Source organism: Pseudazoarcus sp. NS20, from assembly GCF_059703745.1.
In genome coordinates this window covers 599,158-624,489 of the sequence record NZ_BAAKIY010000003.1, presented here as the reverse complement: position 1 = coordinate 624,489, position 25,332 = coordinate 599,158, and the positions used below count along the sequence as shown (strand labels likewise).

Annotated in this window: 25 protein-coding genes and 1 pseudogene; 21 read left to right on the top strand and 5 right to left on the bottom strand. The window is 62.0% G+C overall.

Annotated features, from left to right (window positions below; translation table 11 throughout):
- The 5 genes and pseudogenes from AC6H0W_RS11700 to trxA all read right to left on the bottom strand — a co-directional run.
- Window positions 1-196 (bottom strand): annotated as a pseudogene (locus AC6H0W_RS11700) (hypothetical protein); the annotation flags it as partial.
- Between the two features lie 231 nt (window positions 197-427).
- The gene (locus AC6H0W_RS11695) at window positions 428-1,351 is read right to left on the bottom strand and encodes a TAXI family TRAP transporter solute-binding subunit (RefSeq protein WP_497577357.1); all 924 of its coding nucleotides are present in this window, start codon (window positions 1,349-1,351) and stop codon (window positions 428-430) included.
- A 27-nt stretch (window positions 1,352-1,378) separates the two neighbouring features.
- The gene (locus tag AC6H0W_RS11690) at window positions 1,379-1,597 is read right to left on the bottom strand and encodes a hypothetical protein (protein ID WP_497577329.1); all 219 of its coding nucleotides are present in this window, start codon (window positions 1,595-1,597) and stop codon (window positions 1,379-1,381) included.
- Window positions 1,598-1,641: 44 nt separating this feature from the next.
- Complete coding sequence (rho, locus tag AC6H0W_RS11685; RefSeq protein ID WP_497577328.1) at window positions 1,642-2,901, bottom strand: transcription termination factor Rho; 1,260 nt, start codon at window positions 2,899-2,901, stop codon at window positions 1,642-1,644.
- Window positions 2,902-3,041: 140 nt separating this feature from the next.
- On the bottom strand, window positions 3,042-3,368 hold the full coding sequence (gene trxA / locus AC6H0W_RS11680) for a thioredoxin TrxA (protein ID WP_497577327.1): 327 nt from the start codon (window positions 3,366-3,368) through the stop codon (window positions 3,042-3,044).
- A gap of 271 nt (window positions 3,369-3,639) precedes the next feature.
- Here trxA and fdxA point away from each other — a divergent pair, with 271 nt between their 5' ends.
- The 21 genes from fdxA (at window position 3,640) to purF (ending at window position 25,325) form a co-directional block, all read left to right on the top strand.
- Window positions 3,640-3,963 carry a ferredoxin FdxA gene (fdxA, locus tag AC6H0W_RS11675; RefSeq protein WP_497577326.1) on the top strand — a complete coding sequence of 108 codons (324 nt, stop codon included), beginning with the start codon at window positions 3,640-3,642 and terminating at the stop codon, window positions 3,961-3,963.
- Window positions 3,964-4,007: 44 nt separating this feature from the next.
- Window positions 4,008-5,675, top strand: a complete 1,668-nt coding sequence (locus tag AC6H0W_RS11670; RefSeq protein ID WP_497577325.1) for an AMP-binding protein — start codon at window positions 4,008-4,010, stop codon at window positions 5,673-5,675.
- A gap of 63 nt (window positions 5,676-5,738) precedes the next feature.
- Window positions 5,739-6,875 (top strand): chorismate synthase, encoded by a 1,137-nt coding sequence (gene aroC / locus AC6H0W_RS11665; RefSeq protein ID WP_497577324.1) that lies wholly within the window; start codon window positions 5,739-5,741, stop codon window positions 6,873-6,875.
- A gap of 36 nt (window positions 6,876-6,911) precedes the next feature.
- Window positions 6,912-8,066, top strand: coding sequence for an MFS transporter (locus tag AC6H0W_RS11660; protein ID WP_497577323.1), 1,155 nt, complete (start codon window positions 6,912-6,914; stop codon window positions 8,064-8,066).
- Window positions 8,066-8,881 (top strand): M48 family metallopeptidase, encoded by an 816-nt coding sequence (locus tag AC6H0W_RS11655; RefSeq protein WP_497577322.1) that lies wholly within the window; start codon window positions 8,066-8,068, stop codon window positions 8,879-8,881. The genes AC6H0W_RS11660 and AC6H0W_RS11655 overlap by 1 nt, the downstream gene beginning before the upstream one ends.
- A 69-nt stretch (window positions 8,882-8,950) precedes the next feature.
- Window positions 8,951-10,360 (top strand): 3-isopropylmalate dehydratase large subunit, encoded by a 1,410-nt coding sequence (gene leuC / locus AC6H0W_RS11650; RefSeq protein ID WP_497577321.1) that lies wholly within the window; start codon window positions 8,951-8,953, stop codon window positions 10,358-10,360.
- Window positions 10,361-10,440: 80 nt separating this feature from the next.
- A complete protein-coding gene (locus AC6H0W_RS11645; RefSeq protein WP_497577356.1) occupies window positions 10,441-10,509 on the top strand; it encodes an entericidin A/B family lipoprotein in 69 nt (22 codons plus the stop codon).
- Window positions 10,509-11,147 (top strand): 3-isopropylmalate dehydratase small subunit, encoded by a 639-nt coding sequence (gene leuD / locus AC6H0W_RS11640; protein ID WP_497577320.1) that lies wholly within the window; start codon window positions 10,509-10,511, stop codon window positions 11,145-11,147. Before AC6H0W_RS11645 ends, leuD begins: the two co-directional genes overlap by 1 nt.
- A gap of 35 nt (window positions 11,148-11,182) precedes the next feature.
- The gene (leuB, locus tag AC6H0W_RS11635; RefSeq protein ID WP_497577319.1) at window positions 11,183-12,235 is read left to right on the top strand and encodes a 3-isopropylmalate dehydrogenase; all 1,053 of its coding nucleotides are present in this window, start codon (window positions 11,183-11,185) and stop codon (window positions 12,233-12,235) included.
- 39 nt (window positions 12,236-12,274) lie between these two features.
- The gene (gene asd, locus AC6H0W_RS11630; protein WP_497577318.1) at window positions 12,275-13,408 is read left to right on the top strand and encodes an aspartate-semialdehyde dehydrogenase; all 1,134 of its coding nucleotides are present in this window, start codon (window positions 12,275-12,277) and stop codon (window positions 13,406-13,408) included.
- 234 nt (window positions 13,409-13,642) lie between these two features.
- The gene (locus AC6H0W_RS11625; RefSeq protein WP_497577317.1) at window positions 13,643-16,279 is read left to right on the top strand and encodes a motility hub landmark protein FimV; all 2,637 of its coding nucleotides are present in this window, start codon (window positions 13,643-13,645) and stop codon (window positions 16,277-16,279) included.
- 62 nt (window positions 16,280-16,341) lie between these two features.
- Window positions 16,342-16,944 (top strand): CbiQ family ECF transporter T component, encoded by a 603-nt coding sequence (locus tag AC6H0W_RS11620; protein ID WP_497577316.1) that lies wholly within the window; start codon window positions 16,342-16,344, stop codon window positions 16,942-16,944.
- A complete protein-coding gene (gene truA / locus AC6H0W_RS11615; protein ID WP_497577315.1) occupies window positions 16,941-17,735 on the top strand; it encodes a tRNA pseudouridine(38-40) synthase TruA in 795 nt (264 codons plus the stop codon). Before AC6H0W_RS11620 ends, truA begins: the two co-directional genes overlap by 4 nt.
- Complete coding sequence (locus AC6H0W_RS11610; protein ID WP_497577314.1) at window positions 17,736-18,362, top strand: phosphoribosylanthranilate isomerase; 627 nt, start codon at window positions 17,736-17,738, stop codon at window positions 18,360-18,362. It begins immediately after the preceding gene.
- A complete protein-coding gene (gene trpB / locus AC6H0W_RS11605; protein WP_497577313.1) occupies window positions 18,349-19,560 on the top strand; it encodes a tryptophan synthase subunit beta in 1,212 nt (403 codons plus the stop codon). Before AC6H0W_RS11610 ends, trpB begins: the two co-directional genes overlap by 14 nt.
- Before the next feature lie 40 nt (window positions 19,561-19,600).
- Complete coding sequence (gene trpA, locus AC6H0W_RS11600) at window positions 19,601-20,416, top strand: tryptophan synthase subunit alpha (RefSeq protein ID WP_497577312.1); 816 nt, start codon at window positions 19,601-19,603, stop codon at window positions 20,414-20,416.
- A complete protein-coding gene (gene accD, locus AC6H0W_RS11595) occupies window positions 20,413-21,279 on the top strand; it encodes an acetyl-CoA carboxylase, carboxyltransferase subunit beta (protein ID WP_497577311.1) in 867 nt (288 codons plus the stop codon). The genes trpA and accD overlap by 4 nt, the downstream gene beginning before the upstream one ends.
- 16 nt (window positions 21,280-21,295) lie before the next feature.
- Window positions 21,296-22,615, top strand: a complete 1,320-nt coding sequence (folC, locus tag AC6H0W_RS11590; protein ID WP_497577310.1) for a bifunctional tetrahydrofolate synthase/dihydrofolate synthase — start codon at window positions 21,296-21,298, stop codon at window positions 22,613-22,615.
- The gene (locus AC6H0W_RS11585; protein ID WP_497577309.1) at window positions 22,608-23,294 is read left to right on the top strand and encodes an SPOR domain-containing protein; all 687 of its coding nucleotides are present in this window, start codon (window positions 22,608-22,610) and stop codon (window positions 23,292-23,294) included. Before folC ends, AC6H0W_RS11585 begins: the two co-directional genes overlap by 8 nt.
- Window positions 23,295-23,301: 7 nt before the next feature.
- Complete coding sequence (locus AC6H0W_RS11580) at window positions 23,302-23,793, top strand: CvpA family protein (protein ID WP_497577308.1); 492 nt, start codon at window positions 23,302-23,304, stop codon at window positions 23,791-23,793.
- An 11-nt stretch (window positions 23,794-23,804) separates the two neighbouring features.
- A complete protein-coding gene (gene purF, locus AC6H0W_RS11575) occupies window positions 23,805-25,325 on the top strand; it encodes an amidophosphoribosyltransferase (RefSeq protein ID WP_497577307.1) in 1,521 nt (506 codons plus the stop codon).
- Window positions 25,326-25,332 lie beyond the last annotated feature (7 nt).

The following is a 25,332-nucleotide window of genomic DNA, read 5'->3' as shown; positions in this document are numbered from 1 at the left end:
TCAGCGCCCCCGGAACACTCAGCGTGAAGACCGGGATCGGCGCCTCGAACGCCTCACCGCCCCTCAAACGAAACGCATACGAACCTCGCATGCTCCCCACCGGCGTCGACAACAACGAACCGCTCGTGTAGCGGCAATCAAGTTCGCCAGAGGTATGTGAGATGTAGAGCGTTCGTGACCGCTCAGTGCTTTGCATGCACGTTTGCTTGCCGCCCTGAGCGTGGTTTGCTGCAGTTTGATTGAATGAAGTACTTGAGCCGCGTCAACTTCAGTGGCTTATTTCTGCATGGCGCAGATGCTTCAGCGAGAGGAGTTTTTCCCTTACCAGTTGGATGTGCTCTCTCAATGTATAGAGCTCGTTGTTGTACGACAGAGGTATGCGTTTGTGGTTGGCGAGGTCTTCGATGCGATCGAGTTGCTGCAGGTATTAGTCGATTTCGGTATCCGTGGTGTTCTGATCAATCCTGCCTTCCACAAACTTCATCTCCCCATACCAGCGATAAATGCGTGAGCGCATGCGCCACGAGTACACGATCGGCAACAGGCGCATAAGTGGGATCATGAGCGCAATGAGCGGGAGCAGCGCGATCAGCAAGCGGTCGACCAAAATGGCGAGCCAGAACGGGAGGTAGCGTTGCAGGAAGGGAGGGCCGCTTTCGTACACGCGTTGGGCCACTGCACTGGGTGGCAGGTCAAGGCCGGTCAGCCTCGGATATTCCCCTGAGCGTTGAAACAAGCCGGGAGTCCCATGGATCTCGCGCGCACTCTGGATCAGCAGGCTGATGATGGCCGGGTGGAGGTCTGATTTGGCGACCAAAGTCGCGGTGGCCCCCAGCAGTTCGACGTCTTGCGGGGGGCTGATGTTTACAAGATCAAGGGTGCCTTCCGGTAGAACAGCCGTATCGAGGTGAGGAATACGTTTGGTGTAGGCCGCAGCGTGACGCAGTTCGGCGATGCGTATCTGAGGGCTTTCCAGCAGCCGTTTGACGACAGGCGAGTCGGCTCCAGAGATGATGAAAGCCATGTCGATGCTGCCTTGAAGCAGCGCATCGGCTGCGTCATTGTCCCCGACGGCTTTCAAGCCGGGGCTGTTCAGGGCGACACCACTGCTCGACAGCATCTGGAGGGCAAGAAGCTGAGTGCTGCTGCCAGGCTCACCGATGGCGGCTGAGTGCCCGTCGATCTGGGTAAGGCGTGTCAGCGGTTGAGCAAGGCGATGAAAAATCCAGACTGGTTCGAAGTACATGCTGCCCAAGGAAACCAGGTCCGGGGAGTCGGGCTCGTAGGCAACGCCGCTCTGCAAAAAGGCGAGATCGACTTCCTCCGTCTTGAGCGCACGCAGGTTTTCGATGGCGCCGCTGGAGGGGATGAGGACGAGCTAGATACCCTCGCGAGCCAAGGCATCGCGGTATTGCTCGCCGAACATTTGATACCCACCACCGAGTGGCCCGGTCATCATCGTGACGGTTAGCGGAGGGGCGGGTCGGACTACGTTGAAGAGTAGCCAGAAGGACAATGCGAGCAGCGCGATGATGCCCAGAGTGGTCATGGCCATGAAAAAGCCCGACTGGTTTCTGAGCCATTGAATACGGGTCATCGCGCCACCTGTTGCTGTCTTGAAGCGGCTACGGACGAGGGAAATTACCCGCGGCGCATCGCATCGAAGAATTCACCGTTGCTCTTGGTCGCTTTGACCTTGTCGAGCAGGAATTCCATTGCATCCATGTCATCCATGCCGTAAAGCAGCTTACGCAAGACCCAGACCTTCTGAAGAATTTCCGGCTTCATGAGAAGTTCTTCACGACGCGTGCCGGAGCGGTTCACGTTGATGGCCGGATACACACGTTTTTCGGCCATGCGACGTTCAAGGTGCAGCTCCATGTTGCCGGTGCCCTTGAACTCTTCGTAGATCACGTCATCCATGCGGCTGCCGGTGTCGATCAGAGCGGTGGCGATGATGGTCAGGCTGCCGCCTTCCTCGATGTTGCGAGCAGCGCCGAAAAAGCGTTTGGGCTTTTGCAGGGCATTGGCGTCCACGCCGCCGGTGAGGACCTTGCCGGAGGCTGGCACCACGGTGTTGTAAGCGCGCGCGAGGCGGGTGAGTGAATCCAGCAGGATCACCACATCCTTTTTATGTTCGGTCAGGCGCTTGGCCTTTTCGATGACCATTTCGGCCACTTGCACGTGGCGTGAAGCCGGCTCATCGAAGGTCGAGGCAACTACCTCGCCGCGCACTGAGCGCTGCATTTCGGTCACTTCTTCGGGGCGCTCGTCGATCAGCAGGACGATGACCACGACTTCCGGGTGGTTGGTGATCAAGGCGTGGGCGATGTGCTGCAGCATGACGGTCTTGCCGCTTTTCGGCGGGGCCACCAGCAAGCCGCGTTGGCCTTTGCCGATGGGGGCGATCATGTCGATGATGCGTCCGGTGATGTTCTCTTCGCCGCGCATGTCACGTTCGAGCTTGAAGCACTCGTTCGGATGCAACGGAGTCAGGTTCTCGAAGAGGATCTTGTGCTTGCAGTTCTCGGGCGGCTCGCCATTGATCTTGTCGAGCTTGACCATCGCGAAATAGCGCTCGCCGTCTTTGGGCGTGCGGATTTCACCTTCAATGGTGTCGCCGGTGTGCAGGTTGAAGCGGCGGATCTGCGAAGGCGATACGTAGATGTCGTCGGTGCCGGCGAGATACGAGGTATCGGGCGAGCGCAGGAAGCCAAAGCCGTCAGGCAGCACTTCCAGTGCGCCGTCGCCGTAAATCGGTTCGCCTTTCTTGGCGCGATTCTTCAGCAGGGCAAAAACGAGTTCCTGTTTCTTCAGCCGGTTGGCGCCTTCGATTCCATTCGAATTGGCCATTTCAAGCAATTGGCTGACGTGGAGGGCTTTGAGCTCCGATAGATGCATGGTGGGTATGTGCGCGGGTGCGCGTAGGTGAGTGTTTCAGGGGTGGGTTTTAGCCCGCTGCATGGAGGCGAAGCGCGATCCGGTGATTTGCAGTCGGGCGGGAGGACGGCCAGCGGGATCCGCTGGCCGGAAATGTCTTCTCAGAGATTGCTGTCGATGAATGCGGTGAGCTGGGACTTCGAAAGTGCCCCGACTTTCGTGGCTTCGACGTTGCCACCCTTGAACAGCATGAGCGTAGGAATGCCGCGAATGCCGAAACGGGCGGGGGTGTCGGGGTTATCGTCGATGTTCACCTTGGCAACCTTCAGTCGGCCAGCGTATTCCTGAGCAACGTCATCAAGAATCGGGGCGATCATTTTGCAAGGGCCGCACCATTCGGCCCAGTAATCAACCAGAACAGGAAGATTTTCTTGCAGGACTTCGGTATCAAAACTGCTGTCAGTAACGTGCTGAATATGCTCGCTCATGATTCCTCGTGAGGGGTCTGATCGCGGGTGATGCGAAAGGATTCTGTGGAAGCCGATGGAAGGGCGCCTGCGAAACCAGCGCTGAGCGGAGCAGGAAAGCTCCGGCTGAAGTCGAAACTTATGCCAAGGCTGAATCCGCGTCAAGGTTTTCCGAGGTGCGCTCCGAGCGCGCGTAGCAAAAACCCGCGGTGGTCGGCTATATTGTCGGCCGTTGAGCGGCATTTGTGCAGTGTGTATCGCCGCCCGCTGATATTCGTGGAGACGAAATTTTATGACTTATGTTGTGACGGAAGCCTGTGTTCGCTGCAAGTACACGGACTGCGTGGATGTATGCCCGGTTGATTGCTTCCGCGAGGGGCCGAACTTTCTGGTGATCGATCCGGATGAGTGCATCGATTGCACGCTGTGTGTCGCAGAGTGCCCGGTCGAAGCGATCTTTGCCGAAGATGACGTACCGGCCGATCAGCAGCATTTCATCGAGCTCAACGCAGAGCTCGCTAAAGAGTGGAAGCCCATCGTGGAACGCAAGGATTCGTTGCCCGACGCTGATGAGTGGGCCGCGGTGAAGGACAAGCTCGACCAGCTCGAGCGCTGATCCACGCAAGCCTGCGTTAGCAGGCTTGCAGGCGAGAGGTGCGGATGGAGAGGATCTGGCTGAACAGTTACCCGCCCGATGTGCCGGCGGAGGTGGGGTCACTTGAACACGCCTCGGTGGTCGAGGTGTTTGAGCAAGCCGTGGCGCGCTTTGCCGAGCGGCCTGCCTATCTCAACATGGGTAAGGCGTTGAGTTATGCCGAGCTCGATCAACTGTCTGCTGCGTTTGCGACCTACCTGCGGGAAACGCTGAAGCTCGAGCCGGGCGCCCGTGTGGCGCTGATGATGCCGAATGTGCTGCAGTATCCGATCGCCTTGTTCGGGGTGTTGCGCGCAGGGTGCGTGGTGGTCAACGTCAATCCGCTGTACACCGCTCGCGAACTCGAGCATCAGTTGACGGATTCCAGCGCAGCAGCGCTGGTGGTGCTCGAGAATTTCGCGCATACCGTCGCCAAGGTGCGCTCCGCCGTTCCTGTGAAGCATGTGCTGGTGACCAGCCTCGGCGATATGCTCGGCCTCGTGAAGGGCGCGTTGGTCGACCTCGTGGTGCGTCACGTTCGCAAGATGGTGCCGTCGTGGTCGCTGCCCGGTCACATCCGTTTTCGCGAGGCGCTCAGCAAAGGGCGCGAGGGAGCGTTCAAGCGTATCGAGCCTTCGGCCGACGATGTTGCTTTCCTGCAGTACACGGGAGGGACGACGGGGCGGGCCAAGGGCGCGGTGCTGACGCATCGCAACATCGTTTCGAATCTGACGCAGGCCCGTACCTGGATTCGGCCGTGGGTGCGTGACGGCGAAGAGCTCATCGTCACTGCACTGCCGCTTTATCACATCTTCTCTCTGACGGCGAACTGTCTCACCTATGCCAGCATCGGTGCGACGAATCTGCTGATTACCAATCCGCGCGATATCCCGGGCTTCGTCAAGGAGCTCGGCAAGCACCGCTTCACCGCGATTACCGGCGTGAATACATTGTTCAACGCCTTGTTGAACAACCCCGATTTCCCGCGACTGGATTTTTCTGCCCTGAAGATCACTCTGGGGGGCGGGATGGCGGTGCAACGCAAGGTGGCCGAGCGCTGGAAGAGCGTGACCGGGGTGACGTTGATAGAAGCCTACGGCCTGACCGAGACTTCACCCGCGGTGAGCATCAACCCTCTGGACCTCCATGAATACACGCATTCCATCGGCTTGCCCTTGCCGTCTACGGACGTGTCGATTCGCGACGATGCGGGTGAAGAGCTCCCGCCCGGCCAGCCCGGCGAGCTTTGCGTGCGCGGCCCGCAGGTGATGAAGGCGTATTGGAACCGTGAGGAGGAGACGCGGGATTCGTTCACTTCCGACGGCTATTTCCGTACCGGTGATATCGCCACAATCGACGAACGCGGCTACCTGACGATCGTCGACCGCAAGAAGGATCTCATCATCGTCTCCGGTTTCAACGTGGTGCCCAACGAAGTCGAGGATGTCGTCGCGAGCCACGCCGGCGTGCTTGAGGTGGCAGCGGTGGGTGTGCCCGATGAGCGCAGTGGTGAGGTCGTGAAGATATTCGTCGTGCGGCGTGATGCCGGCCTGGGTGAGGCCGAGCTCATGGCGTACTGTCGCGAGCAGCTGACTGGCTACAAGGTGCCTCGCCATATCGAGTTTCGTGACGAATTGCCCAAGACCAATGTGGGCAAGATTCTGCGGCGGCAGTTGCGCGACTCGGCCAACTGAGGGGTGTGCGTCGGCGTGTTAGAATCAGCGCCCTCGGTTTGACGGCCTGCGCGCGAGTTCCCAATGTCTGGCAATACCCAAGGCAAACTTTTCTGCTTCACTTCCTTCGGCGAATCCCACGGGCCGGCTATCGGTTGTGTGGTCGACGGCTGCCCGCCGGGGCTGGCGATCTCGGTGGAAGACATCCAGCATGAGTTGGATCGTCGCAAGCCCGGCACATCGCGCCATGTCACACAACGCCGTGAGCCGGACGAAGTCGAGATTCTGTCGGGCGTGTTCGAGGGGCTGACCACCGGCACCCCCATTGCCTTGCTGATCCGCAACCAGGACCAGCGCTCCAAGGACTACGGCAACATCGCCGACACCTTCCGTCCCGGCCACGCTGATTACGGCTACTGGCAAAAGTACGGCATTCGCGACCATCGCGGTGGTGGCCGCTCGTCCGCGCGCGAGACGGCGGTGCGTGTCGCTGCTGGCGCCATCGCCAAGAAGTGGTTGCGTGAGCAGCACGGGATCGTGATTCGTGGCTACATGGCGGCTCTGGGGCCGGTCGACATTCCGTTCGCCTCGTGGGGCGAGGTTGATCGCAATCCCTTCTTCGCGCCGAATGGCGAGATCGTTCCGCAGCTCGAGTCCTTCATGGACGATCTGCGCAAGTCCGGTGACTCCATCGGTGCTCGCATCAATGTGGTTGCCACCGGGCTGCCGGTCGGCTGGGGTGAGCCCGTGTATGACCGCCTCGATGCCGACATCGCCTACGCGATGATGAACATCAATGCGGTCAAAGGCGTCGAGATCGGAGCGGGTTTTGCCAGCGTTGCACAGCGCGGCACCGAGCATGGCGATGAAATGACGCCAGAGGGCTTTCTGTCGAACAACGCCGGTGGCGTGCTCGGAGGCTTGTCGACGGGGCAGGACATTCTCGTCAGCATGGCGATCAAGCCGACCTCCAGCATTCGTCTCGACCGTCGTTCGATCGACAAGAAGGGCAAACCGGTGATCGTGAACACCCACGGCCGGCACGACCCTTGCGTAGGCATCCGTGCCACGCCAATCGCCGAAGCCATGCTGGCCCTGGTGTTGATGGACCATGCGTTGAGACACCGTGCGCAATGCGCCGACGTGCGTACGTCCACGCCGGTCGTGCCGCGGTTGGCGCCGCAAGGGCAGCAAACGCCTCCCGCGCCGACCGAGGGCTGAGCGCTTCGCGCGAGGGCGCGGGGCGCTGCACGGCTGATGCTTCCTTACTGGCGGTTGTCTGCGTATTACTTCTGCTATTTCGGCTTTGTCGGCGCCTTCACGCCGTATTTCACGCTGTATCTGCGCTCGCTTGAATACTCCGCCACCGACATCGCCGTGCTGATGTCGCTGATGCAAGTGATGCGGGTGCTGGCGCCCAACTTGTGGGGATGGCTGGCCGAACGCACCGGCCTGCGCGTGCCCATCGTACGCTTGTCCGCGCTGGCCAGCCTAGCCGGATTCATGTTGTTTTTCGTGACGACCGACTTTGCCGGCATGTTCGTCGCGATGGCCTTCATGGCCTTTTTCTGGAGTGCCGCGCTGCCGTTGGTGGAGAGCCTCACGTTCAGCCATCTGGGGGCGCTCGGGCATCGCTATGGGCGCATTCGCCTGTGGGGTTCGGTCGGGTTCATCGTTACCGTGGTCGGGCTGGGTGCATTGCTCGATTACCTCGAGATCGATGTCGTGCTGCCGATCATCGCGCTGGTGCTCGGCGGCATCGTTGTGTGCTCGTTCGCGTTGCCGGAGGCCGCAGGCCGAAGCGTTGCGCGCGGTGGCGCGCGTTTGAGCGAGACCTTGCGTCGCCCCGAGGTGTGTGCCTTGCTCGGCGCATGCTTTTTCATGGCGGCGGCACACGGCGCGCTTTACGTTTTTTACTCGATTCACCTCGCTGATTTGGGCTACAGCAAGAGTCTGATCGGCTGGATGTGGGCGCTCGGCGTGATCGCCGAAATCGGCTTGTTTCTGGTGATGCCGGGTCTGGCAAAGCGCTTCGGCATGCGCATGATCCTGATGGTCTCACTGGCTGCCGCAGTGCTGCGTTTCCTGATGATCGGGTGGGGTGGCGGTAGTCTTTTGCTATTGCTGGTGGCGCAATTGCTGCACGGGGTGACCTTCGGTGCTTATCATGCGGCGGCGATCGCCATGATCAACCGATGGTTTCCGGGGCGGCTGCAAGCGCACGGACAGGCCCTGTACGGCAGCCTGTCGTTCGGTGCGGGCGGCATGCTTGGTGGGCTGCTCGGGGGCTTCAGCTGGGATGCCGTGGGTGCAGGCTGGACGTTTACGTTGGGATCGGTTTTCGCTTTTGTTGGTCTGATATGGCTGCTGCTCGGTTGGCATGGTGCAGAGCGTGAATTTGAGGAGAAATGATGAACGTCGTGCAAAGAAATTGTCTTGCGCTGGCAACGGTGCTCGGGGTGACGGTGGGGTGCCAGACGGTGCAGACCACCGGCGGCGGTGAGATCGGCGTGAGTCGCTCGCAGATGATGATGGTGTCAGCGGAAGAGATCGAGCAGGTCTCGGCCAAGCAGTATCAGGAAGTCATTGCTCAAGCCCGTCAGAAGGGCGTATTGAATCGCAACGCAGCCCAAACCGAGCGGGTGCGCCGCATCACCAATCGTCTGGTGCCCCAGGTGTCGGCATTTCGTCAGGACGCCCTCAAATGGCCGTGGGAAATCAACGTCATTCAGTCTGACGAGCTCAACGCTTGGTGCATGGCCGGCGGCAAGATGGCCATTTACTCGGGGCTGATCGACAAGCTCGAACTGACCGACGATGAAATTGCTGCGGTCATGGGCCACGAGATTGCTCACGCGCTGCGCGAGCATGCGCGTGAGCGCGTTTCTCGCTCCATGGCAACCGGCTTTGGCGTCTCGGTGGTGGGCGCGGTGCTTGGCGCCGGTGCCGCCGGGCAGGATCTGATGGGCAAGGTGGCCAATGTCACCTTCGAATTGCCCCATTCGCGCCTGCATGAAACCGAAGCCGACCAGATCGGCGTGGAGCTCGCTGCTCGCGCAGGCTACGACCCGCGTGCCGCTGTGACGCTGTGGAACAAAATGGCGAGCCGTTCGGCGGGTGCTCCTCCGCAGTGGTTGTCCACCCACCCAGGTCATGCCGAGCGTCAGCGTGAGCTTGCAGTGGCGAGCGAAAGGGTGATGCCGCTATACCGGGCTGCTCGGCGTTGAGGCTGGGCAAACTGTTCAGCCCCGGCCTGCTGTGAAATAATCAAGAACTTTTTCCCTGGAACGAGTTGCATGAACGCGCGCACCTTGTACGACAAATTGTGGGACGCCCATCTTGTGCGGCAGGAAGCCGACGGGACGGCGCTGATCTACATCGATCGCCACCTCGTGCACGAGGTCACCAGCCCGCAAGCCTTCGAGGGCCTCAAGCTGGCGAACCGCAAGCCTTGGCGTATCCATTCGATCGTGGCCACGGCTGACCACAACACGCCGACCGACCACTGGGATCAGGGCATTCTCGACCCGGTCTCGCGTCAGCAGGTCGAGACGCTGGATGCCAACATCCGTGAAATCGGTGCGCTGGCGTATTTTCCGTTCAAGGATGAGCGTCAGGGCATCGTGCACGTGATCGGGCCGGAGAACGGCGCCACGCTGCCGGGCATGACCGTGGTGTGCGGTGATTCGCATACCTCGACGCACGGCGCCTTCGGCTGCCTGGCGCACGGCATCGGCACGTCCGAGGTCGAGCACGTCATGGCCACGCAGTGTCTGCTGCAGAAGAAGTCCAAGAGCATGCTGGTGCGCGTCGACGGCGATTTGCCCGTGGGCGTGACCGCCAAGGACATCGTGCTCGCCATCATCGGCAAGATCGGCACTGCGGGTGGCACGGGCTACGCCATCGAATTCGGTGGCAGCGCCATCCGTGCCCTGTCGATGGAAGGGCGCATGACCATCTGCAACATGGCCATCGAGGCTGGTGCACGTGCAGGCATGGTGGCTGTCGACGAGAACACCGTCGAGTACGTGCGTGGTCGCAAGTTTGCGCCCACTGGCGCCGATTGGGACAAGGCTGTGGCGTATTGGCGCACCCTTCATTCTGACGAAGGTGCGGCGTTTGATCGCGTGGTCGAGCTCGATGCCAGCCAGATCGAGCCGCAGGTCACCTGGGGTACATCGCCTGAGATGGTCACCACCATCGGTGGTCGTGTGCCGGATCCCGCGCAGATCAACGACCCCGTGCGCCGTGAAAGCACCGAGCGCGCCCTCAAGTACATGGGGCTCGCACCGAATACGCCGATGACGGATATTCAGGTCGATCAGGTGTTCATCGGCTCCTGTACGAATTCGCGCATCGAAGATCTGCGTGAAGCCGCTGCTGTGGTGAAAGGACGCACAAAAGCCGACAACGTGCGTCGCGTGTTGATCGTGCCGGGCTCCGGTCTGGTCAAGCGCCAGGCTGAGGAAGAAGGGCTGGATCGCATCTTCATCGAAGCCGGCTTCGAGTGGCGCGAGCCGGGTTGCTCGATGTGCCTGGCGATGAACGCAGACCGCCTGGAGCCGGGTGAGCGCTGTGCCTCGACTTCGAACCGCAACTTCGAAGGGCGTCAGGGCGCCGGCGGTCGCACGCATCTGGTCAGTCCGGCCATGGCAGCTGCGGCTGCCGTGAATGGCCATTTTGTCGACGTTCGCCAGAGTCACTGACCAGGCGAGTCAATCCGATGAGCATTCGGATCAGCAGTTTATTGTTGGTATTGCTGGCCGGTTTGGTTCTGTCCGGCTGAATCACGGTACATGGCCTCGGCAAGGACATCGAAAAGGATGGTGAGGCCATCCAGAAGGTAGCGAAGTAATGAAACCATTCAATACGCTTGATGGCCTGGTCGTTCCGCTCGACCGTGCCAACGTCGACACCGACGCAATCATTCCCAAGCAATTCCTGAAGTCGATCAAGCGCAGCGGCTTCGGCCCGAACCTGTTCGACGAGTGGCGTTATCTCGACGTGGGGCAGCCTGGTCAGGATTGCAGCTCGCGCCCGGTGAATCCGGATTTCGTGCTGAATCAGCCGCGCTATCAGGGCGCGCAGGTGCTGCTCGCTCGCGACAACTTCGGCTGTGGCAGCTCGAGGGAGCATGCGCCGTGGGCGCTGGAGGATTACGGCTTTCGCGTGATCATGGCGCCGAGCTTCGCCGACATCTTCTTCAACAACAGCTTCAAGAACGGCCTGCTGCCCATCGTGCTGCCGGCCGCTACGCTGGACGAATTGTTTGCGCAATGCGAGGCCACCCCGGGCTACCGCCTGACGGTGGATCTTGCCACGCAGACGATCACCCGCCCGGATGGCGCAGTGATCTCGTTCGAGGTCGATGCCTTCCGCAAGGAATGTCTGCTCAACGGCTGGGACGACATCGGGCTGACCCTGCGTCACGCTGAAGAAATCAAGGCGTTCGAGGCAAATCGCCGCGCCGAGCATCCGTATTATTTTTCCTGAGCCAGTGCGGCCAGGATGACTGGAGAGTTTGCTACATGAAGATCTGTATTGCCCCGGGCGACGGTATCGGCCCCGAGATCATGGCGGAAGCCGTTCGCGTGCTCAAAGCGCTCGATCTGAAGATGGAATTCGAAGAGGCAGACGTTGGCGGTTGCGCCGTCGATGCCACGGGTGATCCGCTGCCCGAAGCTTCGCAGAAGCTCGTCAAAGAAGCCGATGCGATTCTGCTCGGCGCCGTCGGCGGCCCGAAGTGGGATAACAACCCGCGTGAGCAGCGCCCCGAGCGCGGTCTGCTGCGCATCCGCAAAGACCTGAACCTGTTCGCCAACTTCCGCCCGGCGATCCTGTATCCGGAGCTGGCCAACGCCTCGTCGCTCAAGCCGGACATCGTTTCCGGGCTGGACATCATGATCGTTCGCGAACTGACCGGCGACATCTACTTCGGCCAGCCGCGCGCCATCGAAATGCGCAACGGCGAGCGTTATGGCTTCAACACCATGCATTACTCCGAGAGCGAGATCCGCCGCATCGGTCGCGTTGCTTTCGAGGCCGCGCGCAAGCGCAAGAAGCGTCTGTGCTCGGTCGACAAGATGAACGTGCTAGAGACCTCGCAGCTGTGGCGCGACGTGATGATCGAGATCGCCGCCGAATACCCGGACGTCGAGCTCTCGCACATGCTGGTCGACAACGCCGCCATGCAGCTCGTGCGCAACCCGAAGCAGTTTGACGTGATCGTCACCGGCAACATGTTCGGCGACATCCTGTCTGACGAAGCGGCCATGCTCACCGGCTCGATCGGCATGCTGCCGTCGGCTTCGCTCGACGAGAACAGCAAAGGCATGTACGAGCCGTCGCACGGCTCGGCGCCCGATATCGCCGGCAAGGGCCTGGCGAACCCGCTGGCAACCATTCTTTCGGCTGCCATGATGCTGCGCTACACCTTTTCCCTTGAGGAGCCGGCGCAGCGTATCGAGAAAGCCGTCAAGACGGTGCTGGCGAAGGGCTATCGCACGGGCGATATCCACGAGCCGGGCATGACGCGTGTCGGCACCCGTGAAATGGGCGACGCAGTACTCGCTGCTCTTTGAAAGAGGGCTCTGGAATCACGTTGAAGTTGGGGATTTGAAATGAACAAGGTTGGTCTGGTCGGTTGGCGTGGCATGGTCGGTTCCGTGCTGATGCAACGCATGGAAGAAGAGGGCGATTTCGCCCGCATCGAGCCGGTGTATTTCTCGACATCGAATGCTGGAGGCAAAGCTCCGGTGTTCGGTGGCAAAGAGGTGTCGCTGCCGTTGCAGGACGCCATGAACATCGAAGCGCTGGCCGCATGCGACATCGTGATCACCTGCCAGGGTGGCGACTACACCAAGGAAGTCTTCCCCAAACTGCGTGCGAGCGGCTGGAACGGTCACTGGATCGACGCGGCGAGCGCCTTGCGCATGGCTGACGATGCCGTGATCGTCCTTGACCCCGTCAACCGCGACGTGATCGACAGCGCGCTGGCCAAGGGTGGTCGCAACTGGATCGGCGGCAACTGCACCGTATCGTTGATGCTGATGGGCCTGGGCGGCTTGCTGCGCCACGATCTGGTGGAGTGGATTTCGGCCATGACCTATCAGGCCGCCTCGGGCGCTGGCGCGCAGAACATGCGTGATCTGCTGTCGCAGATGGGTGCCTTGCGTGATTCTGTGGCTGACGAATTGGCCGACCCGCGCTCTGCGATTCTCGACATCGACCGCAAAGTCGCCCAGACGATGCGCTCGGCCGATTTCCCGGTGCAGAATTTCCGTGGCGTCGCCCTGGCTGGCAGCCTGATTCCTTGGATTGACGTGCCGGTGGAGCACGGCCAGTCGAAAGAGGAGTGGAAGGGCGGTGCCGAGTGCAACAAGATCCTCGGTCGTGCGCCGTTCCGCAGTGCAGGCAGTGTGCCGATCGACGGACTGTGCGTGCGCATCGGCGCCATGCGTTGCCATTCGCAGGCATTGACCATCAAGCTCAAGAAAGATGTGCCGCTCGACGAAGTCAGCGACATCATCGCAAGTGCCAACCAATGGGTGAAAGTCGTACCCAACGAGCGCGAAGCCACCGAGCGTGAGCTCACCCCGGCAGCGGTCACCGGTACGCTGTCCGTGCCCGTCGGGCGTCTGCACAAGATGGCGATGGGCCCCGAGTATCTGGGTGCGTTCACCGTCGGTGATCAATTGTTGTGGGGCGCTGCAGAGCCGCTGCGACGCATGCTCGGCATTCTTCTCGAGCGCTGATTCAGTCATTCGAAAAACGGCCCGGCAAAGTGTTTGCCGGGCCGTTTTTTTTATGGGGTAGTGTGGTTTCCGCGTGGCATTTTTCACCCAAAATGCCAATGGGAAGCGCAAGTTGCTGCGCCAACCTAAAGAAGATGCTAGATTGCGCTGGACATGCCGTAATCACGGGCATTTGCGCGGGTTCCGCCCCCTGGCCGTCTTCACTCCTACCGGGTGCTTCACACCACGATCGCTATGAAAAAATCGCTCAAGCTGACGGTTGTTGCGGCCGCCATCGCAACGGCTCTGCCTTTCCACACGAATGCAGCAGGGCTGGGTGGAATTAACGTCTTCAGCGCGCTGGGGCAGCCTCTGAGGGCTGAAATAGAACTGCACGCCACCCCGCAAGAGCTTGATGGCATGTCTGCCCGAGTGCCATCTCCCGAAGCATTTTCGCGCGCCAATCTCGAGTATTCGCCTTTGATGACGGATCTCGAAATGAACATCGAGCGCCGCGGCTCGCGTTCAGTCATTCGTCTCAGCAGCTCCCGTGTGGTCAATGAGCCGTTTATGGACGTGCTGGTGGAGTTGCGTTGGGCGGCCGGCAGCCTGTTGCGTGAGTACACCTTCCTGCTCGACCCGGTCGACATGAGGCCGGCTCCGGTTGCCGCGGCGCCCAGTCGCAGTGCTGCGAGCCCGGCCCCGGCGCGAGCGGCCACCCGGCCTGCCTCTGCGGTAGCCCCGGTGGGCGGGCGGCATGTGGTGCGTCGTGGCGAAACCCTGCACCGCATCGCGGTCGATCGTCTGCCTCCCGGCGCCGAGCTTGAGCAGATGCTGCTGGCCTTGTTGCGCGAGAACCCGGAAGCCTTTGCCGGCGGCAACATCAATCGTTTGCAGGCTGGAGCCTCACTGCGCATTCCTGATCAGGCAACCATCACCGCGATCCCGGCCGATCAAGCCCGTCGCGAGGTCCTTGCGCAAGCTTCAGAATTCGAGGCCTATCGCAATCGCGTCGCCTCCAACGTGGCGGGGCGTGCCCCGACCCCCGAGCGTGCTGCAACACGCGAGAGTGCAGGCCGCGTCGAGCCGCGTGCCGAGGAAATCGTGCGTACGGACGCCCCGACTGATCAAGTCCAGGTGTCGGGCGCATTGCCTTCGCCGGGCGAGGGCACGGCCGTTGTCGCGGCACCGGTTGCCAGCGCTGCGGACGGGTCCCGTACCGCGACCCTGCCGGAAGAAGATGTAGTGGCATTGATGCGCGAAATGGAAGAAATGCGTGCCCGCCTGGCCGAGCTTGAACAGACTGTTGCAGATCGTCAGGGCATCAGCGAGCTTCGCGATTCGATGACACGCGGCCAAGGCGATGCAGCGCCGGCCGCCGACGCGCCTGCGGCTATTTCGCCGCCGCCGCCGGCGGCCGAGCCCGCGGCTCAGCCTCAACCGGCTGCAGAGCCGGTGGCCAAGCCCCGTCCGGCGGCAGTGCCGGCGGCTCCTCCGCAACCGAGCATGCTCGATTCGCTGATGGCCAACCCGCTGATGTTGGCACTCGTGGCTGCGTTGATCGGCTTGCTGGCTCTGCTGGGTATCCGCATTGCCCGCCGCCGTCGCGAAGAAGCGGCTATGGCCGTCTTCGTGCCCGAGCCGGAGGAGCCGAATGAGCCCTCGTCGGTGGTGAGTCAGCCGGGCGGCGAGAGTGTCGATACCGACAGCAGCACCAGCGTGATGGACACCGACTTCAGTCAGACCGGTCTGTCGGCCATCGACGCGGATGAAGGGGTCGATCCGGTTGCCGAGGCCGATGTGTATCTCGCCTACGGGCGCGACGCCCAGGCCGAGGAAATCCTGCTTGATGCCCTCAAGGTGGATGCTTCGCGTCATGCCATCTATCTGAAGTTGCTGGAAGTGTACGTGCAGCGCAACGACCGCCGTCAGTTCGAGGTGATCGCCACCGATTTGTACTCGCGCACCGGTGGGGAAGGCAGCGATTGGAACAAGGCTGCTTCGATGGGCCGCAAGCTCGACCCCGAGAATCCGCTTTACGGGCCGGGCGGTAAAGGCGGTGGGTTGATGGCCGGCGCTGTTGCGGCTGGAGCCGCGGCGGTTGCAGCCGGGCAGAGCAACCAGCAACTCGAAGCCACACACGTGGGCCTGGACGAAAGCGAACTCGAATTGCCCGATCTGGGCTCCGAAATCAGCGAGGCGGCGGAGCCTGCTGCCGAGGCAGAGGACGCCGCTGAAGTCGAGCTCGCTGCGCTGGATTTCGATCTGGGTGAGCCGCCGGTCGCTGTGCCGGATGAGCCGGTCGACATGCCCCCCGCGGCAGAAACGGAAGCCGATGAGACGCCCGTTGCAGACGACGAGAACGTCTTGAGTTTTGATCTCGATCTGGGCAGCGATGTGCCGGCATCCGGGGCTGTCGTCGAGCCCGCTGCCGAGCCGCCGCGCGATCAAACCCTGTCGTCGGTGGATGAGCCGCCGCTCGAAGAAGAGACGGTGATGGATCTTGAGCGCACCGAGTTCGACGCCAATCTGCTCGATTTCGACCTCGACCTCTCGCCGCCGGCGCCCGAGAAGTCGGATACGCCCGAAGGGCTAGACCTCACGTCGATCGATCTTGATCTTGACCTGCCGGGTGGCATGGACCAAGTCTCAGCGCCCGAGCTCCCCGCAGCCGAGGCCCCGCCGGCAGAGGTTGATGGCGAGCCTGCAGTCGTGCCGCAGTTCGATGCGGAAGACGTGCAGCGTGAAATGGATACCAAACTCGAACTGGCTCGCGCTTACGATGAAATGGGCGACCGCGAGGGCGCGCGAGAATTGCTCGATGAGGTGGTGAAAGACGGTAGCGCCGAGCAGAAGCAGGAAGCTCAGCGTATGCTTGACCGCCTCGCGTGATTCAGAAGGTATTCACAGCCGGCCGTGCGCGAGACTTGCGCACGGCCGGCTGAATCGTTTTCATGCACTCCGGACTTCTGGTTTTCCTCTGGCTCGTCGTCGTGGCGGGCCTTCAGTTTCTCGATGTCGGCCCACTAACGGTTGCCTTGTGTGCAAGCGCGGCGCTGGGTGCAGCGTATGCCCCCGCGCGAAGCGCCCGCTTGGTGAGGCGCGTACGCTTCATCGTCCTCGCGATTGTCATCCTGTTTGCCGGCTTCACGCCAGGCGAGGCCTTGCTGATCGACTGGCCCCGCCTGAGCCCATCCAGAGAAGGCGTGTTGCTTGCGTACGAGCACGCGGCACGGGTGGTGGTTGTCGTGTTGCTGGTTTCTCTGATGCTGGAGCGTTTGCCGCCGCAGCGGCTGATCAGTGCCATTCATGCCCTGTTGCGTCCGTTTGCGGCGCTTGGTTTGTCGGCAGATCGAATCGCGGTCAGGACGCTGCTGGTGCTGCGGTTCGTCGAGGCGGAGAAACCGCCGAAATGGCAGGAATGGATTCGTGACGACAGCAATGATCTGCACGATGCCATCGAAATCGAGCGTGAGCCCTTGCGCGGGCGTGACCGCTTCGCGATCTGCCTGCTCGTGTTGGTGGCGCTGATTGGTTTGTGGTGGAGTCTGCAGTGAGAATTGCATTGGGCGTCGAGTACGCCGGAGATGCCTTTGAGGGCTGGCAGAGTCAGCGGCATGGGCGCACCGTCCAGGATCATCTCGAGAGGGCGCTCTCTTCGATTGCGGGAGAGCAGATTCGCCTTCACTGCGCAGGGCGCACCGATACCGGTGTGCATGCCACGGCGCAGGTTGCGCATTTCGATTGCACTGCCAGGCGGCCCGACAATGCGTGGGTGAGGGGCGTCAATACACATCTGCGGGTGCCGATCTCGGTGCGTTGGGCGCAGCCCGTGGACGACACCTTTCATTCGCGCTTTTCGGCAATGGCGAGGCGTTACCGCTACGTGCTGCACGTCTCGCGCACGCGACCGGCTCTGCTGGCAGGGCGGGTTGGCTGGTTTCACCTTCCACTCGATGCCGACTTGATGAACTTGGCTGCCCAGTCGCTCATCGGCTGGCACGATTTCACGTCGTTCCGTGCCACCGGATGCCAAGGCAAGACCCCTGTGCGTCTCATGCACGAGGCCAAAGTGCATGCAGACGGTGAGTACCTGCTGTTCGACTTTCACGCCAACGGCTTCCTGCATCACATGGTGCGCAATCTGGTCGGCGCTCTGGTGATGGTGGGGAAGGGCGCGAAGCCGGCAGAATGGATCGCCGAATTGCTTGAGGCCAAGGATCGCAGCGTCGGAGCGCCGACGTTCCCAGCGGGGGGGCTATATCTATGCGGTGTGGACTACCCCGACAGATGGCCGCTGCCCGGCGATGGGCGTATCATCGCTGTGCCTCGTTTCCCCGTCCTCTGAATGTCCCGTACCCGAATCAAAATCTGCGGCCTGACCCGCCCTGAAGATGTAGATGCCGCGGTAGACGCAGGCGCCGACGCCATAGGGCTTGTCTTCTATCCGCCCAGCCCGCGTTTCGTCGACCCGGCTACAGCCGCAGAGCTGGCGGCCCGTGTGCCGCCCTTCGTGGATGTCGTCGGTCTGTTCGTGAATGCGGAAGAGTCCTTCGTGAACGACGTCCTGGTACGTGTCCGGCTGCATGCGCTGCAGTTTCACGGCGACGAGAGCGAGCCGGAGTGCGCTCGTTTCGGCCGTCCGTGGCTCAAGGCGGCGCGGGTTAGGGCGGGGTTCGATCTGCTAGAATTCGCATCTTCACATGGTGGTGCCTCGGGTATTTTGTTGGACGCCTTTTCCGACGCGTATGGCGGCACGGGGCACCGGTTCGACTGGTCGCTGATTCCCGATTCGATGGATCGGCGTCGCCTGATTCTGTCGGGCGGGCTGGATGCCGACAACGTGGGTGAGGCCGTGCGTCGCATTCGCCCGTGGGCAGTCGATGTGTCGAGCGGTGTGGAACTTGAAAAAGGTATCAAGAGCGCGGCGCGCATCGCGGCGTTCATTGCAGGAGTGCGTAATGCAGATGGCTGACAGCCCTTATTCGTTTCCGGACACCAACGGTCATTTCGGCCCGTACGGTGGTGCCTTTGTCTCCGAAACCCTGATTCCGGCCATTGCCGAACTGCGTCAGGCCTATGAAGAGAGCCGCAATGACCCCGCGTTCATTGCCGAGTTCGAGTATGAGCTCAAGCATTACGTAGGCCGCCCCAGCCCGGTGTATTTCGCTGAGCGTCTGACGCAGAAGTGCGGCGGCGCGCGTATTTACCTCAAGCGCGAAGACCTCAACCATACCGGCGCGCACAAGGTGAACAACTGCATCGGTCAGGCCATGCTGGCGCGCCGCATGGGCAAGCCGCGCGTGATTGCCGAAACCGGCGCCGGGCAGCACGGCGTGGCCACGGCTACGGTTGCCGCGCGTTACGGCATGGAGTGCGTGGTGTACATGGGCTCCGAAGACGTCAAACGTCAGGCCGCCAACGTCTATCGCATGAAGCTGCTGGGCGCGACCGTCGTGCCGGTCGAATCCGGCTCGCGCACCCTGAAAGACGCGTTGAACGAAGCCATGCGCGACTGGGTGACCAACGTCGAGAACACCTTCTACATCATCGGCACGGTGGCCGGGCCGCACCCGTATCCCATGCTGGTGCGCGATTTCCAGTCGATCATCGGTCGTGAGTGCCTCACGCAGGTGCCCGAGCTCACCGGTCGCCACCCGGATTACGTGATTGCCTGCGTGGGCGGTGGCTCGAACGCGATGGGCATCTTCCACCCGTATATCGACGTGCCCGCCACCCGTCTGGTTGGCGTCGAAGCTGCAGGCGAGGGCTTGGATACGGGTCTTCACTCTGCCAGTCTGACCGCAGGTCGCCCCGGTGTGCTGCATGGCAACCGCACCTATCTGCTGCAGGATGAAGACGGTCAGATCATCGAAACGCATTCGATTTCGGCCGGCCTGGATTACCCTGGCGTGGGGCCGGAGCATGCGTGGCTCAAGGACATCGAGCGTGCGGAGTATGTCGGAGTTACCGATGCCGAAGCGCTGGAAGCCTTCCATACGCTGTGCCGTATCGAGGGCATCATTCCCGCGCTGGAGAGCTCCCACGCCATCGCCTACGCCATGAAGCTCGCGCCCACGCTTGATTCCGACAAGATTCTGCTGGTCAATCTGTCCGGCCGTGGTGACAAGGACATGCACACCGTTGCCGACCGCTCGGGCATCACCCTCTGATCTCTTCGGGCCGCTTGCGGCCCGTTCATTTTTCCTGACTATGTCCAGAATCCAGAACGTATTCAATGAATTGAAGAAACAAGGCCGGCGCGCGCTGGTGCCCTTCATCACCGCAGGCGATCCTGCGCCCGAACTGACCGTGCCGTTGATGCACGCCTTGGTGGCGGGCGGTGCGGATGTCATCGAGCTCGGGGTTCCGTTCTCTGATCCGATGGCCGATGGCCCGACCATCCAGCGCGCCTCCGAGCGTGCTCTGGCAAAGGGCATGAGCTTGCGCAAGGTCATTGAAGCCGTGCAGGAATTCCGCAAGAGCGACAGCGCCACTCCGGTGGTGCTGATGGGCTACGCCAACCCGATCGAGGCCATGGGCGTGCCGACCTTCGTCGAGCGTGCCAAGGCAGCCGAAGTCGATGGCGTGCTGGTTGTGGACTATCCGCCGGAAGAGTGCCGCGAGTTCGCACACACCGTGCGTGCGGCCGGGCTTGATCCGATCTTCCTGCTGGCGCCCACGTCGTCCGAGCAGCGCTTCAGCGACGTTGCGGAAGCCGGAAGCGGCTATATCTATTATGTTTCGCTGAAAGGCGTGACCGGTGTTGGCTCGGTCAATTTTGACGAGGTGCGTGACCGTGTCGCGCAGATTCGCGACTGCGTGGGACTGCCCATCGGTGTCGGTTTCGGTATTCGTGACGCCCAGTCTGCCAAGCGTGTCGGCGAGTTCGCCGATGCCGTGGTGGTGGGCAGTCGCATCATTGAAGAGATTGAAAACAGTCCCGTCGAAGAAGTCGCCAAGCGTGTGACCACGCTGGTGCGCGGCTTGCGCGACGCGCTCGATGAACTTGAAAAGGTAGCGCAATGAGCTGGTTGACCAAACTTCTCCCGCCTCGCATCAACCAAGGCGGTGCTTCCAAGAAATCCATCCCCGAAGGCTTGTGGAGCAAGTGCTCTGCGTGCGAGGCGGTGCTGTATCGCGCTGACCTCGACAGCAACCATTCGGTGTGCCCGAAGTGTGGCCATCACCAGCGCATCCGCGCGCGCGCGCGCCTCGACAAGCTGCTCGACGCAGAAGGCCGCGTCGAAGTCGGCGCTTCGGTGGTGCCGGTCGATCCGCTGAAGTTCAAGGATTCGCGCAAGTACACCGAGCGCCTTTCGTCCGCCACGCGCGATACCGGCGAGGACGATGCGATGGTCGTCATGCGTGGCACCATCCACGGCCAGCCCGTGGTCGTGGCCTGCTTCGAATTCGAGTTCATGGGCGGGTCGATGGGCTCGGTGGTGGGTGAGCGCTTCATGCGTGGCGTGCGCGCAGCCGAAGAGTTGCGTGCTCCGTTCATCTGCGTCACCTCCAGCGGCGGTGCGCGCATGCAGGAAAGCCTGTTTTCGTTGATGCAGATGGCCAAGACCAATGCCGGTCTTACGCGCTTGTCGCGTCGCCGTCTGCCGTTCATCACGGTGCTCACTGATCCGACCATGGGCGGCGTGTCGGCCAGTTTTGCCTTCATGGGCGATATCGTGATTGCCGAGCCGGGCGCGCTGATCGGTTTTGCCGGCCCGCGCGTCATTGAGCAGACCGTGCGTGAGACGTTGCCGGAGGGCTTCCAGCGCTCCGAATTTCTCGTCGAAAAGGGTGCGATCGACATGATCGTCGACCGCCGCGAAATGCGCGACACGTTGGCTCGCGTGCTCGCCTTGCTCACGCGCCAAGCGGCGTTGGAGGCTTGAGCAACAGGCAGGCAGCATGACTCATCCCGCCTCACTTGGCGGCTGGCTGGCGCTGCTCGAAGCGCGCCACGCCCAGACCATTCAGCTCGGACTCGAGCGCGTAGCCGCGGTATTGCAGGCCATGAACCTGCAGTATCGCGGCGTCGTCATTACTGTCGGCGGTACCAACGGCAAAGGCTCAACCTGCGCCATGCTCGAATCCATCCTGCGCGCCGCGGGCTACCGCACCGGCGTGTATTCATCCCCCCATTTGCTGCGCTACAACGAGCGGGTGCGTGTGAACGGCTGTGAGGCTGACGACGCCGCGCTGGTCGAGGCCTTCAATGCCGTGGAGCTTGCGCGTGGCGAGGTGCCGCTCACGTACTTCGAGCACGGCACGCTGGCGGCGTGGTGGCTGCTGTGCCGCGAAACCGTGGAAGTGGCGATTCTGGAGGTTGGTCTGGGGGGGCGGCTGGACGCTGTGAACGTCATTGATCCGGATTGCTCAATTGTCACCAGTGTGGCCATGGATCATCAGGATTTCCTGGGTGATACGCGGGAGAAGATCGGTCATGAGAAGGCCGGTATTTTCCGCGCCGAGCGCCCGGCCATCTGCGCAGATCCGCAACCGCCGCAGTCACTGCTTGAGCACGCCCAGGCCATCGGTGCCGATCTGTGGGTCAGCAGTCGTGATTTCGGTTTCGATGGAGATCGGCAGCAGTGGGCCTGGTGGCGGCAGGATCGATCCACTGGTGCTGGTGATACGGCGCGTGTTCGACGCGGCGGTCTGGGCTATCCGGCGTTACGTGGGGCCAATCAGTTGCTCAACGCCGCGGCGGTGATGCTGGCTCTGGACTGCCTGCGCGATCGCCTGCCGGTTGCCATGCAGGCGGTGCGGGAGGGCTTCATGCACGTCGAACTGCCGGGGCGCTTTCAGGTGTTGCCGGGGCGTCCGGCAGTAGTGCTCGACGTCGCGCACAACGTTCAAGCGGCCGGGGTGTTGTCCGAGAACTTGTTCGCCATGGGCTTTTTTCCGGAAACCTGGGCGGTATTGGGCATGTATGCCGACAAGGATGTGGAAGGGGTGGTCGAGCGCATGCGTGAGCGCGTCGAGCATTGGTGTCTGGCCAGCCTCGAAGGCCCGCGGGGCTTGTCCGCCGAAGCGTTGGCCGAGCGCATTCGTGCGGTGGGCGTAACGGGGGACATCCGCTGTTTCGACAGTCCGGCCGATGCGTATCGTGCAGTGCGGAAAACTGCCGGAGAGAATGATAGAATTACGGTCTTCGGCTCCTTCATGACCGTATCCGGTGTCATGGCCGTAATCGAGTGCCCTGAGGCGGGTGTTCCGCGTGTCTGATAACGACAACCTCGAACTCAAGAAACGCTCCCGTCGCCGTCTGGTTGGCGCTGCCGCGCTCGCACTGATTGCGGCCTTCGTGCTGCCGATGGTGATGGACGATGAGCCCATCGTGGCCGTGCCTGACATCCAGGTCACTCTCCCCGAGCGTACGGTCGATGCGCGGCCGATTGCCTCGCGTGACCCTATCGCCGAGCCCATCCCCGATTCTCCCGCTGCATTGGTCGAGTCCACGCCCGCTGCGCCCGAAGCCGAACAGGCAGGGCGGCCGGTGATCCCGGAGGCTCCTGCGGCGCCCAAGCCAGAGCCTGCACCCAAACCGCAGCCCGAACCCGCTCCGACCGCCAAACCGCCCGTGGCACAGCCGGCTCCTGCACAACAGGAAAGTGCCGAGGCGCAGCGCGCCCGCGCGATTCTCGAAGGGCGTGCTTCTCCGCCGCCGCAGGCTGCAGCGGCCGACTCCACAAAGTTTCTGGTTCAGGTCGGTGCGTTCAGTGATCTGGCAAAAGCGCAGGCGCGCCAGTCCGAACTTGCCGCACGAGGCTTCAAGGCATTCATCGAAACGAATGGCGGTGTGAGCCGCGTCCGCTTGGGGCCGTTTGCTGCGCGCGCAGACGCCGAAGCCGTGATCACGCGTCTGCGTGCGGCATCGCTCGATGGTGTGGTGACCACGCGCTGAATCGCCGATGACCGTTTTTGATTATGTGTTGCTCGCCATCGTCGCGCTTTCGGCATTCGTAGGTCTGTGGCGGGGGCTGGTGAGCGAAGTCATTGCGCTGCTGGCGTGGATCGTCGCGCTGGGCGCCGCGTGGCTGTATGCCTCGGAAGTCGCGGTGATGCTCGAGGGGGTGATCGTCGAGCCCGCCTGGCGTCAGTTGGCCGCCTTTGCATTGATCTTCATCGGCGTGCTGTTGCTCGCCGCGGTGTTGCGATTCTTGTTGCGTGAGTTGTTGCGCGCGGCCGGGCTGGGGCCTGCTGATCGCATGTTCGGAACGGTTTTCGGCATTGCCAGAGGTCTGGCAATCGCTTTTGTGCTGGTGTTGGTGGGTGGCATGTTGGGAATGGCGCAGGAGCCCTGGTGGGTCAATTCGCTGTTCGCTCCGCCACTCGAGACGGCCGTCGTGGCTTCCAAGCCATGGTTGCCGGATGTAGTCGCCGAGAGAATTCGGTTCAGATAGGTGTTTGCTCCATGTGCGGAATCATAGGGGTTGTCGCTAAGTCCCCGGTCAATCAGCTGCTGTATGACGGTCTGTTGGTGCTGCAGCACCGCGGGCAGGATGCGGCGGGTATCGCCACCTCCGACGGTGGCAAGTTTTTCATGCACAAGGGGCCTGGCCTGGTGCGCGATGCATTCCGCACGCGCAACATGCGCAACCTCGTGGGCGATTGGGGTATCGGCCATGTGCGCTACCCGACCGCCGGCTCGGCCTGTAACCCGGCCGAGGCGCAGCCGTTTTACGTCAATTCGCCGTTCGGTCTGCTGCTGGCCCATAACGGCAACCTGACCAACGCCGAAGAGCTCAAGCGCGAGCTGTTCCTGTCGGATCTGCGTCACATCAACACCAATTCGGATTCCGAGGTGCTGCTGAACGTGCTGGCGCACGAACTGCAGGCCGCGGCCAACGGTTTCAAGCTCGACGACGAAGCCGTCTTCCGTGCGGTCGCCAACGTGCACCGCCGTTGCCGTGGTGCCTATGCCGCGGTGGTGATGATCTCCGGCTACGGTCTGCTGGCCTTCCGTGACCCGCACGGCATCCGCCCGCTGGTGGTGGGCCGCAACGACGTGGCCGAAGGCACTGAATGGATGGTGGCTTCCGAGTCCGTGGCGGTCGACGTCACCGGCTACCGCATGGTGCGTGACGTTGCGCCGGGCGAAGCCGTGCTGATCGACCTCGACGGCAACTTCAAGAGCCGTCAGACGGCCCAGCACACGGTGCAGGCACCGTGCATGTTCGAGTTCGTCTACCTCGCGCGCCCGGACTCGATCATCGACGGCATCTCGGTGTACGAGTCGCGCGTGAAAATGGGTGAATTCCTCGCTCAGAAACTGCGCCGCATGCATCCGAACATCGAGATCGACGTGGTCATTCCGATTCCCGATTCCAGCCGCCCGTCAGCCATGGAAATGGCCAGCCAGCTGGGTCTGCCGTATCGCGAAGGTTTCGTGAAGAACCGCTACATCGGTCGCACCTTCATCATGCCGGGGCAGTCGGTACGCCGTAAATCGGTGCGCCAGAAGCTCAACACCATTCCGCAGGAATTCGCCGGCAAGAACGTGCTGCTGGTGGATGACTCCATCGTGCGCGGCACGACCAGCCGCGAGATCGTCACGATGGCGCGCGAGGCGGGTGCCCGCAAGGTGTACATGGCTTCGGCCGCGCCGCCGGTGCGCTACGCCAACGTGTACGGCATCGACATGCCGTCGCGCAATGAGTTGATCGCATCCGATCGTGATGAAGACGAAATCCGCCGCGAAATCGGCGCCGATGGCCTGATCTATCAGGATCTCGAAGACCTCAAGGCCTCGGTGACGGCGCTCAACCCGGCTATTTCGGCGTTCGAGACCTCGTGTTTCGATGGCTGCTACGTCACCGGCGACATCACCCCTGAATACCTCTTCGGTGTCGAGAATCAGCGTGGCGAGAGCCGTGCCAACGACGACGATGACATGCAGCTTGATCTCAACCTCGTGGGCCATCAGGACAACTGATCCGCGG

Excerpts from the sequence above, each read along its gene's own strand:
- AC6H0W_RS11655 (WP_497577322.1), top strand. The coding sequence starts at position 8,066 with ATGAACGTCGTGCAAAGAAATTGTCTTGCGCTGGCAACGGTGCTCGGG.
- aroC (WP_497577324.1), top strand. The coding sequence starts at position 5,739 with ATGTCTGGCAATACCCAAGGCAAACTTTTCTGCTTCACTTCCTTCGGC.
- leuC (WP_497577321.1), top strand. The coding sequence starts at position 8,951 with ATGAACGCGCGCACCTTGTACGACAAATTGTGGGACGCCCATCTTGTG.
- fdxA (WP_497577326.1), top strand. The coding sequence starts at position 3,640 with ATGACTTATGTTGTGACGGAAGCCTGTGTTCGCTGCAAGTACACGGAC.
- AC6H0W_RS11580 (WP_497577308.1), top strand. The coding sequence starts at position 23,302 with ATGACCGTTTTTGATTATGTGTTGCTCGCCATCGTCGCGCTTTCGGCA.
- AC6H0W_RS11620 (WP_497577316.1), top strand. The coding sequence starts at position 16,342 with ATGCACTCCGGACTTCTGGTTTTCCTCTGGCTCGTCGTCGTGGCGGGC.
- AC6H0W_RS11660 (WP_497577323.1), top strand. The coding sequence starts at position 6,912 with ATGCTTCCTTACTGGCGGTTGTCTGCGTATTACTTCTGCTATTTCGGC.
- trpB (WP_497577313.1), top strand. The coding sequence starts at position 18,349 with ATGCAGATGGCTGACAGCCCTTATTCGTTTCCGGACACCAACGGTCAT.
- purF (WP_497577307.1), top strand. The coding sequence starts at position 23,805 with ATGTGCGGAATCATAGGGGTTGTCGCTAAGTCCCCGGTCAATCAGCTG.
- AC6H0W_RS11690 (WP_497577329.1), bottom strand. The coding sequence starts at position 1,597 with ATGACCCGTATTCAATGGCTCAGAAACCAGTCGGGCTTTTTCATGGCC.
- AC6H0W_RS11610 (WP_497577314.1), top strand. The coding sequence starts at position 17,736 with ATGTCCCGTACCCGAATCAAAATCTGCGGCCTGACCCGCCCTGAAGAT.
- folC (WP_497577310.1), top strand. The coding sequence starts at position 21,296 with ATGACTCATCCCGCCTCACTTGGCGGCTGGCTGGCGCTGCTCGAAGCG.
- accD (WP_497577311.1), top strand. The coding sequence starts at position 20,413 with ATGAGCTGGTTGACCAAACTTCTCCCGCCTCGCATCAACCAAGGCGGT.
- AC6H0W_RS11625 (WP_497577317.1), top strand. The coding sequence starts at position 13,643 with ATGAAAAAATCGCTCAAGCTGACGGTTGTTGCGGCCGCCATCGCAACG.
- asd (WP_497577318.1), top strand. The coding sequence starts at position 12,275 with ATGAACAAGGTTGGTCTGGTCGGTTGGCGTGGCATGGTCGGTTCCGTG.
- trxA (WP_497577327.1), bottom strand. The coding sequence starts at position 3,368 with ATGAGCGAGCATATTCAGCACGTTACTGACAGCAGTTTTGATACCGAA.
- leuB (WP_497577319.1), top strand. The coding sequence starts at position 11,183 with ATGAAGATCTGTATTGCCCCGGGCGACGGTATCGGCCCCGAGATCATG.
- rho (WP_497577328.1), bottom strand. The coding sequence starts at position 2,901 with ATGCATCTATCGGAGCTCAAAGCCCTCCACGTCAGCCAATTGCTTGAA.
- AC6H0W_RS11670 (WP_497577325.1), top strand. The coding sequence starts at position 4,008 with ATGGAGAGGATCTGGCTGAACAGTTACCCGCCCGATGTGCCGGCGGAG.
- trpA (WP_497577312.1), top strand. The coding sequence starts at position 19,601 with ATGTCCAGAATCCAGAACGTATTCAATGAATTGAAGAAACAAGGCCGG.
- leuD (WP_497577320.1), top strand. The coding sequence starts at position 10,509 with ATGAAACCATTCAATACGCTTGATGGCCTGGTCGTTCCGCTCGACCGT.